Source organism: Aquabacterium sp. A08, from assembly GCF_011742065.1.
In genome coordinates, this window is the sequence record NZ_JAAQQT010000557.1 from 1 (window position 1) to 15,810 (window position 15,810).

The 15,810-nt window shown below is 70.2% G+C and carries 17 protein-coding genes; 7 read left to right on the forward strand and 10 right to left on the reverse strand.

Annotated elements, in window-relative coordinates; translation table 11 throughout:
• The first annotated feature begins 65 nt into the window (after positions 1-65).
• The 7 genes from murC to HA630_RS05715 all read left to right on the forward strand — a co-directional run bounded on the left by murC (position 66) and on the right by HA630_RS05715 (position 7,065).
• Positions 66-1,490: a UDP-N-acetylmuramate--L-alanine ligase gene (gene murC, locus HA630_RS05685; RefSeq protein ID WP_166833147.1), complete on the forward strand. Its 1,425-nt coding sequence runs from the start codon at positions 66-68 to the stop codon at positions 1,488-1,490.
• Positions 1,487-2,467 (forward strand): D-alanine--D-alanine ligase, encoded by a 981-nt coding sequence (locus HA630_RS05690; protein ID WP_166833149.1) that lies wholly within the window; start codon positions 1,487-1,489, stop codon positions 2,465-2,467. The genes murC and HA630_RS05690 overlap by 4 nt, the downstream gene beginning before the upstream one ends.
• A 1-nt stretch (position 2,468) precedes the next feature.
• Positions 2,469-3,260: a cell division protein FtsQ/DivIB gene (locus HA630_RS05695; protein ID WP_166833151.1), complete on the forward strand. Its 792-nt coding sequence runs from the start codon at positions 2,469-2,471 to the stop codon at positions 3,258-3,260.
• A gap of 20 nt (positions 3,261-3,280) precedes the next feature.
• Entirely contained in the window at positions 3,281-4,510 is a 1,230-nt protein-coding gene (ftsA, locus tag HA630_RS05700; RefSeq protein ID WP_166833153.1) for a cell division protein FtsA, read from the forward strand.
• Positions 4,511-4,623: 113 nt separating this feature from the next.
• Positions 4,624-5,871 carry a cell division protein FtsZ gene (ftsZ, locus tag HA630_RS05705; RefSeq protein WP_166833155.1) on the forward strand — a complete coding sequence of 416 codons (1,248 nt, stop codon included), beginning with the start codon at positions 4,624-4,626 and terminating at the stop codon, positions 5,869-5,871.
• 71 nt (positions 5,872-5,942) lie between these two features.
• On the forward strand, positions 5,943-6,866 hold the full coding sequence (gene lpxC / locus HA630_RS05710; RefSeq protein ID WP_166833157.1) for a UDP-3-O-acyl-N-acetylglucosamine deacetylase: 924 nt from the start codon (positions 5,943-5,945) through the stop codon (positions 6,864-6,866).
• Between the two features lie 22 nt (positions 6,867-6,888).
• Entirely contained in the window at positions 6,889-7,065 is a 177-nt protein-coding gene (locus HA630_RS05715; RefSeq protein ID WP_166833159.1) for a hypothetical protein, read from the forward strand.
• A gap of 10 nt (positions 7,066-7,075) precedes the next feature.
• Here HA630_RS05715 and ruvC read toward each other — a convergent pair whose 3' ends face one another.
• From ruvC to HA630_RS05765, 10 genes are all read right to left on the reverse strand, one after another.
• Positions 7,076-7,630 (reverse strand): crossover junction endodeoxyribonuclease RuvC, encoded by a 555-nt coding sequence (gene ruvC, locus HA630_RS05720; protein ID WP_166833161.1) that lies wholly within the window; start codon positions 7,628-7,630, stop codon positions 7,076-7,078.
• A gap of 10 nt (positions 7,631-7,640) precedes the next feature.
• On the reverse strand, positions 7,641-8,390 hold the full coding sequence (gene mtgA, locus HA630_RS05725; RefSeq protein WP_166833163.1) for a monofunctional biosynthetic peptidoglycan transglycosylase: 750 nt from the start codon (positions 8,388-8,390) through the stop codon (positions 7,641-7,643).
• On the reverse strand, positions 8,390-9,235 hold the full coding sequence (locus tag HA630_RS05730; protein ID WP_371809208.1) for an energy transducer TonB: 846 nt from the start codon (positions 9,233-9,235) through the stop codon (positions 8,390-8,392). The genes mtgA and HA630_RS05730 overlap by 1 nt, the downstream gene beginning before the upstream one ends.
• Before the next feature lie 40 nt (positions 9,236-9,275).
• Positions 9,276-11,342: an RNB domain-containing ribonuclease gene (locus HA630_RS05735; RefSeq protein ID WP_166833165.1), complete on the reverse strand. Its 2,067-nt coding sequence runs from the start codon at positions 11,340-11,342 to the stop codon at positions 9,276-9,278.
• Positions 11,343-11,454: 112 nt separating this feature from the next.
• On the reverse strand, positions 11,455-12,090 hold the full coding sequence (queE, locus tag HA630_RS05740; protein WP_166833167.1) for a 7-carboxy-7-deazaguanine synthase: 636 nt from the start codon (positions 12,088-12,090) through the stop codon (positions 11,455-11,457).
• Positions 12,091-12,092: 2 nt separating this feature from the next.
• The gene (locus HA630_RS26505) at positions 12,093-13,175 is read right to left on the reverse strand and encodes a 6-carboxytetrahydropterin synthase (protein ID WP_166833169.1); all 1,083 of its coding nucleotides are present in this window, start codon (positions 13,173-13,175) and stop codon (positions 12,093-12,095) included.
• A 12-nt stretch (positions 13,176-13,187) separates the two neighbouring features.
• Entirely contained in the window at positions 13,188-13,895 is a 708-nt protein-coding gene (gene queC / locus HA630_RS05750) for a 7-cyano-7-deazaguanine synthase QueC (RefSeq protein WP_166833171.1), read from the reverse strand.
• 12 nt (positions 13,896-13,907) lie between these two features.
• Positions 13,908-14,582: a 7-cyano-7-deazaguanine/7-aminomethyl-7-deazaguanine transporter gene (locus HA630_RS05755; protein WP_166833173.1), complete on the reverse strand. Its 675-nt coding sequence runs from the start codon at positions 14,580-14,582 to the stop codon at positions 13,908-13,910.
• 123 nt (positions 14,583-14,705) lie between these two features.
• Positions 14,706-15,242 (reverse strand): hypothetical protein, encoded by a 537-nt coding sequence (locus HA630_RS05760; protein WP_166833175.1) that lies wholly within the window; start codon positions 15,240-15,242, stop codon positions 14,706-14,708.
• Between the two features lie 19 nt (positions 15,243-15,261).
• A partial coding sequence (locus tag HA630_RS05765; RefSeq protein WP_305792619.1) for a S16 family serine protease occupies positions 15,262-15,810 on the reverse strand: 549 nt, incomplete at its 5' end.

A 15,810-nucleotide genomic window follows, 5' to 3' on the forward strand; every position in this document is an offset into this window, starting at 1 on the left:
CCGGCCATGGTGCAGGCCTGCCGGACCTTGGCCCAACTTCCCACCGCCTCTGCTGGAGGCCACGCATGAAACACGCCATCCGCCACATCCATTTCGTCGGCATCGGCGGCGCCGGCATGAGCGGCATCGCCGAGGTGCTGCTCAACCAGGGCTACGCCATTTCCGGCAGCGACCTGGGCGACAGCGCCACCACCCGCCGCCTGCAGCAGCTGGGCGCGCGCATCCACCTCGGCCACGACGCCGCGCACATCGCCGGGGCCGATTGCATCGTCACCTCCACCGCGGTCAAGGCCGACAACCCCGAGGTCGTGGCCGCCCACGCGAAACTGCTGCCGGTGGTGCCGCGCGCCATCATGCTGGCCGAGCTGATGCGCATGAAAAAAGGCATCGCCATCGCGGGCACCCACGGCAAAACCACCACCACCAGCTTGGTCGCCAGTGTGCTGGCCGCCGCCGACCTGGACCCGACCTTCGTCATCGGCGGCCGGCTCAACAGCGCCGGCGCCAACGCCCGACTGGGCTCGGGCGAGTACATCGTGGTCGAGGCCGACGAGTCCGACGCCTCCTTCCTGAACCTGCTGCCGGTCATGGCCGTCGTCACCAACATCGACGCCGACCACATGGACACCTACGGCCACGACTTCGGTCGGCTCAAGCAGGCGTTTGTGGACTTTCTCCACCACATGCCGTTCTACGGCGCGGCCATCGTCTGCGTAGACGACCCGAACATCCGCGGCCTGCTGGGCGATATCCAGCGCCCCATCACCAGCTACGGCGTGAGCGAAGACGCGCAGGTGCGGGTGCTGGACATCCGCGCGGTGGGCGGCCAGATGCACTTCCGGGTGCAGCGCCGCAACGGCGTTCATCTGCCCGATCTGGAGGTGGTGCTCAACCTGCCCGGCCACCACAACGTGCTCAACGCCCTGGCCGCCATCGCGGTGGCGGTGGAACTGAACGTGCCCGACGCGGCCGTGCTGGAGGCCTTGGCGAACTTCAAGGGCGTGGGCCGGCGCTTCCAGCGTTACGGCGAGGCCGCACTGCCCAGCGGCGGCAGCGCCACCCTGGTGGACGACTACGGCCACCACCCGGTGGAAATGGCCGCCACGCTGGCCGCCGCGCGCGGGGCCTTCCCGGGCCGCCGGCTGGTGCTGGCCTTCCAGCCGCACCGCTACACCCGCACCCGCGACTGCTTCGAGGATTTCGTGAAAGTGATCGGCCACGCCGACGCGGTTCTGCTGTCCGAGGTCTACGCCGCCGGTGAAGCGCCCATCGTCGCCGCCGACGGCCGGGCGCTCACCCGGGCTTTGCGCGTCGCGGGCAAGGTGGAACCGGTGTTCGTGGACGACATCGCCGCCATGCCGCAGGCGATTCTGGACAACGCCCGCGACGGCGACGTGGTGCTGTGCATGGGCGCAGGTTCCATCGGCGCGGTGGCGGGGCAGGTGACCGCGCTGGCCGCTGCTGGCGCAGAACAAGGGGTGAGCGCATGAGCGCCGATGTGACGATCGACCCCACCGGCCTGGGCAAGGTGGCGGTGCTGATGGGCGGACATTCCGCCGAACGTGAGGTGTCGCTGATGTCCGGCACCGGCGTGCTGGAAGCCCTGCGCCGCCGCGGCGTGGACGCCCACGCCTTCGACCCGTCGCAGCGCGACCTGGGCGACCTCAAGCGCGAGGGCTACGCCCGTGCTTTCATCACCCTGCACGGCCGCTTCGGCGAGGACGGCACGGTGCAGGGCGCGCTGGAACTGATGGGCATTCCCTACACCGGCCCGGGCGTGCTGGCCTCCAGCGTGGCCATGGACAAGGTCATGACCAAGCGCATCTGGCGCGCCGAAGGCCTGTCCACCCCCGACTGGCGCCAGGTGGCCAGCGCCGAGGACACCGTGGCCGCCTTCCAGGCGCTGGGGGCGCCCATGGTCGTGAAACCCGCGCGCGAAGGCTCCAGCCTGGGCCTGACCAAGGTGACCGACGCCGCCCAGTGCGCCGAGGCCTACCGCCTGGCCGCCCGGCACGACCCCGAGGTGCTGTGCGAGCAGTTCGTCGGCGGCGACGAGGTGACCTGCCCGGTGCTGGGCACCGGCGCCAACGCGCGCGCGCTGCCGGTCATACACATCGTGGCGCCCGGCGGCAACTACGACTACGAGCACAAGTACTTCACCGACGACACCCAGTACATCGTGCCCTGCGACCTGCCGGCCGGCGAGGAAGCCGCCATCCAGGCGCTGGTGCTCAAGGCCTTCCGCACCCTGGGCTGCCGCGGCTGGGCGCGGGCCGACGTGATGGTCGACGCCAAGACCCGCCGGCCCTACCTGCTGGAGATCAACACCTCGCCCGGCATGACCGGCCACTCGCTGGTGCCGATGTCGGCGCGCGCCGTCGGCATCGACTACGAAACGCTGTGCCTGCAGGTGCTGGCCAGCGCCGCGCTGGACAACCCGCTGCCCGACGCAGCCGCACGGGCCTGACATGGCAGCCCCGCTCACGCTCCCCCTCGACGTCAGGCTCATGGACGGGGTGGCCAACGCCCTGTTCGTGCTGCTGGCCGTCCTGGCGCTGGGCAGCGTGGGCTGGTGGGCCGCGCGGCACCCGGCCTGGTCGCTGGCCGGCATCACGGTGCAGGGCGACGTGACGCACCAGAACGCCGTCACCTTCCGCGCCCACCTGGCGTCGCGCCTGCACGGCAGCTTCCTGACGCTGGACCTGCAAGAGGTGCAGCGCCTGTTCGAGGGCGTGCCCTGGGTGCGCCAGGCGGTGGTGCAGCGCGAATTCCCCAACCGCCTGACCGTGACGCTGCAGGAGCACCAGGCGGTGGCGTGGTGGGGCGAGACCGGCGGCGGCCGGCTGCTCAACACCCAGGGCGAGGTGTTCGAGGCCAACCCGGACGACCCCCAGGCCGACCAGTGGAGCGAACTGCTGGGGCCGGACGGCCAGTCGGCCCAGGTGTACGCCCTGTACCAGGCGCTGCGCCCGCTGTTTGCCCGCATGGACCAGGACGTGACCCGGCTGGAGCTGAGCAGCCGGGGCAACTGGCGGGTCACGCTGGAGCGCGGGGCGCGCATCGACCTGGGCCGGGGCGAGCCGGCCGAGTTGCTGCAGCGCACCCAGGACTTCGTGGCCACCGTGGTGGGACTGAACCAACGCTACGGCGGGCGCGACATCGAGTCGGCCGACCTGCGCTACCCCAACGGCTACGCCCTGCGCCTGCGCGGCGTGACCACGCTGACCGAACCCGCCCCTGGCACCCCCAAAAAACCCTAAGCAACGCAACGACGCACACCATGGCCAAGGAATACAAAGACATCGTCGTCGGACTCGACATCGGCACCGCCAAGATCATGGCGGTGGTGGCCGAGGTCCAGCCCGGCGGCACGCTCAAGCTGGCGGGGCTGGGGGTGGCGCCGAGCAACGGCCTCAAGCGTGGCGTGGTGGTCAACATCGACGCCACGGTGGCCAGCATCCAGCAGGCCCTCAAAGAGGCCGAACTGATGGCCGACTGCCGCATCGCCCGCGTCTACACCGGCATCACCGGCAGCCACATCCGCGGCATCAATTCCAGCGGCATGGTGGCCATCAAGGACCGCGAGGTCACGCCCACCGACGTGGCCCGTGTGATCGAGACCGCCAAGGCCATCAACATTTCCACCGACCAGCGTCTGCTGCTGGTGGAGCCGCAGGAATTCATCATCGACGGTCAGGAAGTGAAAGAGCCCATCGGCATGAGCGGCATCCGGCTGGAGGCCAAGGTGCACATCGTCACCGGCGCCCAGAGCGCGGCGGAAAACATCATCAAGTGCGTGCGCCGCTGCGGGCTGGAGGTGGACCAGCTCATGCTCAACCCGCTGGCGGCCAGCCAGGCGGTGCTGACCGACGACGAAAAGGAGCTGGGCGTGGCGCTGGTGGACATCGGCGCCGGCACCACCGACGTGGCCATCTTCCAGGGCGGGGCCATCCGCCACACCGCCGCCATCCCGATCGCCGGCGACCTGATCACCAACGATATCGCGATGGCGCTGCGCACGCCCACCAAGGACGCGGAAGACATCAAGGTGGAAAGTGGTTGTGCCAAGCAGCTGCTGGCCGACCCGGACCAGCAGGTCGAGGTGCCGGGCCTGGGCGACCGGGGCCCGCGCATGCTCAGCCGCCAGGCCCTGGCGGGCGTGATCGAACCGCGGGTGGAAGAGATTTTTGCGCTGGTGCAGCAGGTGATCCGCGAGTCGGGCCACGAGGAACTGCTGTCCAGCGGCATCGTGCTGACCGGCGGCAGCGCCGTCATGCCGGGCATGGTGGAGCTGGGCGAAGACATATTCCTGAAGCCGGTGCGCCGCGGCGTGCCCAAGTACGCCAGCGCGCTCAGCGACATGGTGGCACAACCGCGCGCCGCCACCGTCATGGGTCTGCTGGAGGAGGCGCGGCTGGCGCGCCTGCGCGGCCACAAGGTGGCGCAAAAGGCCGGTTCCATGGGCAGCGCCCTGGGCCGCATCAAAGACTGGTTCGTGGGGAATTTCTGATGCACACACCCGACCGCCACCACCGCCCCACCGGTCCGCCAGGCTGAGTCCATCGTTTTTGCATTCACAGGTCACACGGTTTTCGGTTTTACAGACACACAAGGAGCGTTCACATGAGCATCGAAATGATTGAAGTCGAGGAATTCAATCGCGGCACCCAGATCAAGGTGATCGGCGTGGGCGGTGGCGGCAGCAACGCCGTGGCGCACATGATCCAGAGCCACGTGCAGGGCGTGGAATTCATCTGTGCCAACACCGATGCGCAGGCCCTGGCCAGCTCGGCGGCGCACCGCGTCATCCAGCTGGGCCAGAGCGGCCTGGGCGCCGGCAGCAAGCCCGAGAAGGGCCGCGCCGCCGCCGAAATGGCCGAGGCCGACATCCGCGACGCCATCGCCGGCGCGCACATGCTGTTCATCACCGCCGGCATGGGCGGGGGCACCGGCACCGGCGCCGCGCCCATCATCGCCAAGGTGGCCAAGGACATGGGCATCCTGACCGTGGGCGTGGTCACCAAGCCGTTCGACTTCGAGGGCGGCCGCCGCATGAGCAACGCCGACGCCGGCCTGGCCGAGCTGGAGCAGAACGTCGATTCGCTGATCGTGGTGCTCAACGACAAGCTGCTGGAGGTGCTGGGCGACGACATCACCCAGGACGAGGCCTTTGCCGAAGCCAACGACGTGCTGAAGAACGCCGTGGGCGGCATCGCCGAAATCATCAACGTGGAAGCGCTGGTGAACGTGGACTTTGAAGACGTGCGCACCGTGATGGGCGAGCCCGGCAAGGCCATGATGGGCACGGCCGTGGCCAGCGGCCCGGACCGCGCCCGCATCGCCGCCGAGCAGGCCGTGGCCTGCCCGCTGCTGGAAGGCGTGGACATGAAAGGTGCCAAGGGCGTGCTGGTGCTGATCAGCGCCGCCAAGGGCTCCCTGAAGCTGAACGAGTCCAAGCTGGCGATGAACACCATCCGCGCCTTCGCCGCCCCCGACGCGCACGTCATCTACGGCACCGCCTACGACGAGTCGCTGGGCGACGCCATCCGCGTGACCGTGGTGGCCACCGGCCTGAACCGCCAGGGCGCGCGCCAGCCGCTGACCGTGGTGCAGACCGCGGCCATGCCCGGCCTGCGCACCGGCACCGACAACATGCCCTTCATCCCGACGCTGAACCAGGCGGTGGGCGGCTCGGGCCTGGCCCAGGCCGTGGGCATGGGTGCGGCCACTGCCGGCGGCAACCCGGCGGTGCCCAGCGTGTGGCGCAAGCCGCAGGACCGCACCTCCGCCGCCGCCCGGGTCGAGGCGCTGTCCTCCGGCGGCATGGACGACTTCGAGATCCCCGCTTTCCTGCGCAAGCAGGCGGACTGATCGGCCTGGGCCATCGGGGTGATTGAGAAAATGCGCGGCGCGGTCTGGTCCGAAAAACTAAAATTGACGGCATGATCGCGCAACGCACCCTCAAAACCCTGACCAAAGCCGTGGGCGTGGGCCTGCACAGCGGCCAGCGGGTCGAGCTGACGCTGCGCCCGGCCGCGCCCGACACCGGCATCGTCTTTCGCCGGGTCGACCTGCCCGAGCCGGTGGACATCCCGGTCAGCGCCGCGTCGGTGACCGACACCCGGCTGGCCTCCACCATCGCCAACGGTGGCGCCAAGGTGCACACCATCGAGCACCTGATGAGCGCCTGCGCCGGTCTGGGCATCGACAACCTGATCGTGGACATCACCGCCGAGGAGGTGCCCATCCTCGACGGCTCGGCCGCGTCCTTCGTGTACCTGCTGCAAAGCGCCGGCATCGAGCTGCAGAAAGTGCCCAAGCGCTTCATCCGCCTGCTCAAGCCGGTGGAGGTGCGCGAAGGCGAGGGCCGCAGCCTCAAGTGGGCGCGGCTGGAGCCGTACCACGGCTACAAGCTCAGCTTCGAGATCGAGTTCGACCACCCGGCGGTGAACGCCACCGGCCAGCGGGTGGAGTTCGATCTGGGCACCGGACAGTACGCCCGGGAAATCGCCCGCGCCCGCACCTTCGGCTTCACCCGCGACGTGGAAATGATGCGTTCGCACGGCCTGGCGCTGGGTGGGGGGCTGGACAACGCCATCGTGCTGGACGATGTGAAGGTGCTCAACGCCGACGGCCTGCGCTACGCCGACGAGTTCGCCAAGCACAAGATCCTGGACGCGATGGGCGACCTCTACATCGTGGGCAAACCGCTGCTGGCCGCCTACAGCGCCTACCGCAGCGGCCACGCCATGAACAATCAGCTGCTGCGCGCCTTGCTGGCGCAGCCCGACAGCCACGACATCGTCACCTTCGAGCAGGACAGCCGCGCGCCCAAGGGCTTTGCGCAACTGGCCCTGGCCTGGTGAATCCCGAACCTGGGCGGCAGGCATGCTGATCTTCCGCTTCCTGGTGTTCGCGCTGCTGGGCGTGTCGGTGTTGTGCTTCGCCTTCTACATCGGCACCGGCCAGCCGCACTTCCGGCGCTGGGGCCTGGTGGTTTTGAAGTGGACGGTGGTGGCCGCGCTGGTGTTCTTTGGCGTGCTGATCCTGGGGCGCATCGCCTGAGCCGCGCGGCTCAGTAGCTGCGCCCGCCCTTGTACGCCGCGTGGGCGCGCGCCTGGAGCGGGCTGACCCGGTTGATGGCCGCCGTGCTGCGCGCCACCTGTGCGTGGGTGATGCACAGGCCCAGCGCGTCGGCGGCGTCCTTGCCGGGCAGGCCGGGCAGGTCCAGCAGGCGGCGCACCATTTCCTGCACCTGGTCTTTGTGCGCCTTGCCGTGTCCGGTCACGGCTTTCTTCAGTTGCAGCGCGGTGTACTCGGCCACCGTCAGGCCATTGGCCACCAGCGCCGTCAGGCAGCAGCCGCGCGCCTGGCCCAGCATCAGCGTGGCCTGGGGGTTGACGTTCACGAACACGATCTCGCACACCGCCACCGTGGGCTGGTAGCGCTGCACCACCTCGGAAATCCCCTCGAAAATCACCCCCAGCCGCTGCGGCAGCAGGGCACCGTCGGCCGGACTGGTGCGGATGGTGCCGCTGGCCACGTAGGCCATGCGCGGGCCGTCTGCGTCCACCACGCCGAAGCCGGTGGCCTGCAGGCCGGGGTCGATGCCGAGGATGCGTACCGCCATGGCCGGGCGCTCAGGGCAGTTGCACCGCGCCCATGCGCGCGGCGATGGTGCCGGCGCGGCGGCTGAGGTAGTCGGACCGGGGCCGCTGTTCAAAGCGTTTGGGGGCCGGCAGCATCACCGCCAGACGGGCGGCCTCGTAGGGGTTGAGCTGGCGCGCCGATTTGCCAAAGTAGCGCCGCGCGGCCGCCTCGGCGCCGAACACGCCTTCGCCCCATTCCACGCTGTTGAGGTAGATCTCCAGGATGCGGCGCTTGCTCAGGAAGGCTTCCAGCGTCAGCGTCAGCAGCAGTTCCTGGCCTTTGCGCAGCAGGTGGCGTTCGCCCGACAGCAGCAGGTTTTTGGCCAGCTGCTGGGTGATGGTGGAGCCACCCACCACCTTGGGGGGCTTCACTTGGCTCGGGTCTTTGGCGCGCGCGGCCCGCTGCTCGGCCTGCTGTGCGCGCTTTTCGTTCTTTGCCCAAGCCGATTCGAGCGCACCCCAGTCCACCCCGCCGTGGTCGGTGAAGCCGGCGTCCTCTGCGGCGATCACCGCGCGTTTGAGGCTGGGCGCGATCTGGTCGTAAGGCACCCAGGTTTGCGACCAGGTCCACCGGGGTGCCTCGGTGGCCACGCGCCAGGCTTCGGAGCGCTGGAAGGCGGTGCTTTGCGGGTCCGCCACCGCCATCAGGGCGATGCGGCCCACGAAAAACAGCTGCAGCGCCAGCCCCGCCCCCAGGCACCACAGCAGCCAGCGCCCCAGCGCCCGGGTCCAGCGCGGCATCAGCGGGCCCCCATCTGGGTTTGCAGGGTCTCGTCGCGGGTGAAGCGGAAGCGCGACACCACCACGATCTGGTCGGCGCGGCGGCGCATGTCGGCGCTGAAGCGGCCGAACGACAGGCTGCGCACGATGGCCTGGGCGCGGGTGTCCAGCGCCGCCTGGCCCGAGCCCTGCACCACCTCGGTGTCCAGCACTTGGCCGTTGTGGTTGACGGTGATCACCATGGTCAGCTCGCCGTAGAGCTTGCGCCCGCCGGCCTCGGGGAAGTTGCTGGTGCCGCGGTCTTCGATCTTGCGCCGCAGCTCGTCGTAGTACACCGCGTACACCGCCTCGCGCGTGGCCGGGCTGATGTAGCGCTTGCGTGGGCGGGCGTTTTCTTCGTTGATGCGCTTTTCGATCTCGGCCAGGATCTTGACCAGCGCCTGGCGCTTGCGTTCGCGCTCCTGCGCGTCGGGGCTGGGGGTGTCGCGCGGGTCGGGCACCGGCAGGTTGGCCAACTGTTGGCGCAACTGGGCCAGCAGGCGGTTCTGCTGTTCCTTCATGGCCTCGATGCGGCGTTCCTCCTCTTCCAGCGCGTCGCCCAGGCGGGCTTGCGGCGCCGGGGGCAGCGGCGAGGTGGCGCGGCCGCGTTCGGCGTCGCCGCCGCCGGCCAGGTTCGCCTGGGCGATGGCCTGGGCCTGCTCGGGCGGGGTTTCGCTGCGGGTGTTGACCAGGATCACCTCCAGTGGGGTGTCCTGGAACACGCGGTTGAAGCGCTCGGGGTCCACAAAGCGCACCGCCAGCAGGCCGGCGTGCACCAGCACCGAGGCGGCCAGCGCCAGGTGCAGGGTGGTGAGGGTCCGCAGCAGCTTCACAGCGAGGGATTATCCCAAGAGGTGGGGGTGGCCGTCAGCCGGCCTCGGGGCTGGCCGGGGGCGCGGTCGGCGCGCCCTGGGCGTCGGCTTCGTCCACGTCCACCGCAATCGCCAGGCCGGTGCTGAGGTCCAGTTCGTCGTCGGCCTCGTCCTCCAGCGCGCCCGGGGCGGCGTCCAGCCGCTCGATCACCGTGCCGTTCACGTCCAGAGCGATGTCGTCGATCTGCCCCAGCCGCACCCGCAGGTGGGCGCCGCGCGGCAGGCCGTCGGCGCCCAGCACGTTGAGCACCAGCGGCAGGTCGTCGGCGCGCACCAGCCGGTCTTTGATCAGGGTGGCGGTCAGCTCGGTGATGCCGTGCTGCTGCAGGTAGTGCAGCGTCCAGTAGCGCTCCATGCCGTTCTGGAACTGGTTGTAGGCGGTGTAGGCCGCGTCGAAGGCGCTGATGACGGCGAACAGCGCCGTGTCCTTCGGGCGGAACGGCGCGGCCAGCGCGGCGGTCTTGCCGTGGCGCACGCAGGCGATGATCTGCCACTGGTTGACCAGGTCGGTGTAGCGGCGCAGCGGCGAGGTGCTCCAGGCGTAGCAGGGCACGCCGATGCCCGCGTGCGGCAGCGCCTTGGCACCCATGCGCACCTTCATGCCCGGCGCCAGGCTGACCTGGCTGCGGTAGATGCCGGGCACGCCGTGGTCGGCCAGCAGCTGGCCCCAGGTGCTGTTGGCCAGGATCATGGCCTCGGCCACCATCAGGTCCAGCGGGGCGCCGCGCGAGCGGGTGCCGATGCGCACGGTTTCGTCGCCGTGCGGCGCGTCGCCCTGCACGCCTTCTAGCTTGAAGGTGTAGTCCGGGCGGTTGAAGGTTTCGGGCTTGCCGCGCACCACCTCGCGCCGGGCCTTGCAGACCTGGGCCAGCCGGAACAGGAAGGACAGTTCGGGCCGCAGCGCGGCGATGTCGTCGGCCAGCGGCGCGCCGGCGGGGGCGGCCGGGTCTTGCAGCCAGTCGGCGGTGATGGCCTGGTCCAGCTGGTCGTGGCGCAGGTTGTGGGCAATCGGCACCCGCTCCAGCCGGGTGTCGCTGGCCTGCACCGTCAGTTCGGTCTCGTCCAGCGTGAGGTAGAGCGACAGCGCGGGGCGCGGGGCGCCGGCCTCCAGCGTGTAGGTCTGCACCACTTCGTCCGGCAGCATGGTGATCTTGTGGCCGGGCATGTACACCGTGCTCAGGCGCTGGCGCGCGACCTGGTCGATCGGGCTGTCGGGCGCGATGGCCAGGCCCGGTGCCGCGATGTGGATGCCCAGCACCACGGTGCCGGTGCCCAGGCCCTGCACGCTCAGCGCGTCGTCGATTTCGGTGGTGCTGGAGTCGTCCACCGAGAAGGCTTGCACGCTGGCCAGCGGCAGCTCGTCGGCCACCGGCGGCGCCTGCAGCGCCGGAAAGCCCGTGCCTTTGGGGAAGTGCTCGAACAGAAAGCGCTGCCAGTGGAACTGGTAGGCGTTGGTGATGGCGCCGGCCTGTTGCAGCAGCGCCAGCGGGGCCAGGTGCGTTTCGCGCGCGGCGTGGACCACGGCCTTGTACTCGGGGGCGTTCTTGTCCGGCTTGAACAGGATTTTGTAGAGCTGCTGGCGGATCGGCTCCGGGCAGGTGCCAGCGGCCAGTTCGGCGGTCCAGCCGTCGATCTGGGCCTGAACCTGCTGCTTTTTCTCGATGGCGGCCAGGGCCTGCTGCAGGATTTCGGGCGGGGCCTTTTTGAAGCGGCCCTTGCCGGCGCGGCGGAAGTAGTGCGGCGCGTCCGTCAGGCGCAGCAGGGCGGCCACCTGCTGTTCGAGCGTGGCCTGTGCACTGAAGTAGTCGCGCGCCAGGTCGGCGTAGCCGAACTCGGTGTCCGGCGCGAATTCCCAGGCCAGGTCCAGTTCGATCTCGGGCGCCAGCGCCTGGGCCGCGCCCATGAGCGCGGCGGGGGCGGGCTTGTCGAACCTGAGCAGCACGTTGGCGGCTTTCACCTTCACGCGCTTGCCGGTGTCCAGCTCGATCTGCAGCGAGCTTTCGGCCTCGGACATCACGCGGCCGGTCAGGAACTTGCCGGCTTCATCGAACAGTGCAAACACAATGGGGCTTTCGGGGGTGGGGCAGGGGCGGCGCACGCAGGTGTCTGCCCGGGGCCCCAAGTTTACCGGGGGTGGCTGTGGGCGTCCGCTCCAACCCTGGGCGGTGGGCGGGTCAGGGGATGCCCAGCAGCTTGTGCGTCTGCAGGGACAGGCGCCAGCGCGGGTGCGCCAGGCAGTGCGCCACGGCCTGCTGGGTGTGGCGTTCGCGCTGCGGCCCGTCCATGGGCTGCAGGAACAAGTGGCGAAAGTCCAGCGGCTCGAAGCGGTCGGGCGGCGCGTCGGCTTGGGGGAAGACCAGTTTCAGTTCGTCGCCCCGGGTGGCCTGCAGCGGTGCTGCGCCCTTGGGGCTGACGCAGACCCAGTCCAGACCGTCGGGCAGGGGCAGGGTGCCGTTGGTTTCCACCGCGATCTCGAAGCCTTGCGCGTGCAGCGCGTCGATCAGCGGTGCGTCCAACTGCAACAACGGTTCGCCGCCGGTGCACACCACCAGCGGGGTGCCGCCGGCCGCGGCGGGCCAGTGGGCGCGCACGGCGGCGGCCAGCACCTGGGCGGTGGCGAATTTGCCGCCGCCCGGGCCGTCGGTGCCGACGAAATCGGTGTCGCAAAACCGGCAGGCGGCCTGCGCGCGGTCGGCCTCGCGCCCGCTCCACAGGTTGCAGCCGGCAAAGCGGCAGAACACCGCCGCGCGCCCGGCTTGGCCGCCTTCGCCCTGCAGGGTGTAGAAGATTTCCTTGACGCTGTAGGCCATGCTCAGAGCGCCAGCGCGGCGGCCTCGTTCCACGCCACCACCGCGCCGCAGCCCGGGGTTTCGTACAGATCGACCCGGTCCAGCGCGGGCAGGTCGGCGCGGGCGCGCTCCAGCACCCAGGTGGCCAGGGTGGCGGCATCGCAGTCGGCCAAGCCGGGCAGCCGGTGCAGGGGCTGGTGGTCCAGGGCTTTGAAGAGGGGGTCGAACAGGCGTTTGACGTCGCCAAAGTCCACGGTCCAGCCCATCACCGCGTCCAGCGGGGCGCACAGGTGCAGCCGCAGGGTGTAGGTGTGGCCGTGGATGCGCCGCAGCGGGCTGCCGTCCGGCGCGTGGCGCAGCTGCAGCGCGCTGTCCAGCGTCAGTTCTTTCCAGATGCGGTAGTCCGTGCCGTCGTGGCGGGCGCCGCAGGAAGCGGTCTCGTACACGGTGACGGCGCTGAGCTCGGGCAGTTGCGGCGCCAGTTGCCGCCAGAGCCAGCCGGACATGACTTCGCTGGTGGGGTTTTCCAGGCCGGGGAGGTCGTTCAGGCAGGCGTGGTCCAGTTGGCGGTGCAGCGGGGCCCACAGCGCGTCCAGCCGCTCGGCCGTGACCGTGCCCTGGGCGTTCTGCCGGGCGTGCAGCAGCACCTCGAAGCCGTGGCCGTGCAGCCGGCCGCATTTGTGGCCAGCGGGCACGTTCGGCAACTGGTGGGCGGCGTACAGCACGTGGCGCCGCCACAGGTGGGGGTGGCCCTGGGGGTCCAGTTCCACGCCGCCGCGTGCGGTGCTCTGCACGTCCACCCGGGCCTGGGTCAGGCCGTCGGCCTGCAGGCGCTCGTGCAGCCACAGCGCCAGCTGGGTGTCGGTCGGGGTGTCCAGCGTGTCGTTCAGCAGGCGGTGGTCCAGCGCCTGCACCTGGGCGGCCAGGTGCTCGCGCAGCTGCGACACCTCGCTGCCCGGGAAGTGGCGCCAGGCGGGGCCGGTGGCGGCGCGCAGCCGGGCCACGAAGCTGTGGCCGTGCAGGCGCTGCTGCGGGTGCCCGGCGGGCAGGGTGGGGAGGTGGCGGGCGGCCTCGAAGCCGGCCTCGGCCGTGTGCAGGGTGTGCATGGGGCCTTTCTCTCAGGCCAGGCCGAAGCGTTGGTACAGCGGGTCGGGCCGGCCGGCTTCGGCAAAGCCCTTGGCGCGCAGCAGGCAGGCGTCGCAGCCGCCGCAGGGCTGGCCCTCGGGGCCGGGGTCGTAGCAGCTGCTGGTCAAGGCGTAGTCCACGCCCAGGCGCAAGCCTTCTTCAATGATTTGCGCCTTGTTCAGGTGCATCAGCGGGCTGTGGATCTTGAGCCGCTGGGTGCCTTCCACCCCGGCCTTGGTGGCGAGGTGGGCCAGCGCCTCGAAGGCGGCGATGTACTCCGGCCGGCAGTCGGGGTAGCCCGAGTAGTCCAGCGCGTTGACGCCGATGAAAATGTCGGACGCGCCCAGCGTCTCGGCCCAGGCCAGTGCGAAGCTCAGGAACACGGTGTTGCGCGCGGGCACGTAGGTCACGGGAATGCCGTGGCCCATGTCGTTCACCGAGCGGCCTTTGGGCACGGCGATGTCGGCCGTCAGCGCCGAGCCGCCGAATTCGCGTAGGTCGATCTGCGCGACCACGTGTTTCGCGGCGCCCAGGGCTTGGGCCACGGCCTCGGCGGCCTGCAGCTCGTGCAGGTGGCGCTGGCCGTAGCGGAAGCTCAGCGCATAGGGGGTGTAGCCCTGTTCGCGGGCCAGGGCCAGCACGGTGGTCGAGTCCAGCCCGCCGCTGAGGAGGACCACCGCGGGTTTGAGGGAAGTCGTCATGGCGCCTCCGGCTCAGCAGCGGCCCGCGGCCAGCGGCGGCGGCGCGGCTTGGACCAGCTTGACCAGCGCGTTCAGCAGCACGCCGTACAGCGGCAGGAAGCAGGCCAGGCTGACCGCCAGTTTGGTGAAATAGTCCACCGTGGCGATTTCCACCCAGTGCTGTGCCATGAAGGGGTCGCTGCTGGCGTGGAAGGCCACCGCGAAGAACAGCGCCGTGTCCAGCAGGCTGCCCAGCACTGTGGAGGCGGCCGGGGCCACCCACCAGGCACTCACCTGGCGCAAGCGGGCGAACACCGCGATGTCGAGCAGCTGCCCGGCCACGTAGGCCACGAAGCTGGCCAGCGCGATGCGAAACACGAAGCCATTGAAGCTGGCCAGCGCGGCCCAGCCGCTGAAGGCGCCTTCGAAGAACAGCACCGACACGGTGTACGAGGCCAGCAGCGCCGGCAGCATGACGCGGAAGATCACGCGCCGCGCGGTGGCTTGGCCCAGCAGGCGCACGGTCAGGTCGGTGGCCACAAAGACCAGCGGAAAGGTGAACGAACCCCAGGTGGTGTGCACCCCCCACAGCTCAAAGGGGAGTTGCACCAGGTAGTTGCTGGCGATGATGAGGGCGATGTGCAGCGCGACGAGCGCCGGCAGCACGGTGCGCGCACGCGTGGCGGCGGCGCCATGGACGGAGGTCATGGAGGAGGTCCTTTTTTTGAAGCGGGGATGGGGGCGAGGGAACCCATCGAAACGGTCTGTCCCGCAGGACAGAAGCCAGTATTCTAACGGGGCTCGGCCCCGCTGCCTAGGGCCCGCACCGGTTCAGCGGCGCACCAGCAGGGCCAGTGCCAGCACGAAGGCCTGCAGCGGCGCGGCCGCCCCGGGCCAGTCGATGCGGTACTCGAAGCGGCGGCTGACGAGGTGGGGCTCGACCACCGCCCCCAGCGGCGCGCCCGTGGGCCCGACGAGGGGAAAGCGCCGTTTCCAGAACGCGGTCGACGGCCGCAGTTCGGCGGGCAGCGGCGCGGTCAGCCGTACCACGGGCAGGCGGCGCCCGGTTTCAAACAGCACGTCGGCGGCGCACAGCACGGCCTGGGCCGGGGTTTCCAGGGTGTAGCGCAGGTCGTTGACGAAGCCGCGGCGCGTGTACTCAAAGCGCAGCAGCAGCGCCTGGCCGTGCAGTTGCACCTGCACGTCGCCGTCGGGGGAGTCTGGCGGGTGCCAGCGCAGGCGCGCGTTTTTGGCCTGGGCGACGTTGGGAAAGCGCAGTTCGCCCACCGCCACGCCCGCCGGCGAGACGAAATCGTAGACAAAGCCGTTCCACATCGACCGTTGTTGCAGGGCCAGCTGGTGTTGCATGGTTCGGCCCGGCGCGCGGTCACAACCCGCGCAGCACTTCCAGCGCGTCCTCGATGCGCTCCACCGCGTGCACGGTCATGCCTTCCAGCGCCTTGGCCATGCCGGCGTCGCCCTTTTTGGGCAGGTTGGCCTTGGGCACCACCGCCACCGAAAACCCCAGCTTGGCCGCCTCCTTCAGGCGTTCCTGCCCGCGCGGGGCGGGGCGCACCTCGCCGGCCAGGCCCACTTCGCCGAAGGCGATGAAGCCCTTGGGCAGCGCCTTGCCGCGCAGGCTGCTGGCAATGGCCAGCATCACCGCCAGGTCGGCCGCCGGCTCGCCAATGCGCACGCCGCCCACGGCGTTCACAAACACATCTTGGTCCATGCTGGCCACGCCGGCGTGGCGGTGCAGCACCGCCAGCAGCATGGCCAGCCGGTCGCGGTCCAGGCCCACGCTCAGGCGCCGGGGGCTGGGGCCGCCGCTGTCCACCAGCGCCTGGATTTCCACCAGCATCGGCCGGGTGCCCTCCAGCGTCACCAGCACGCAACTGCCGGGCACCGGTTCCGCGTGTTGCGACAGGAAGATGGC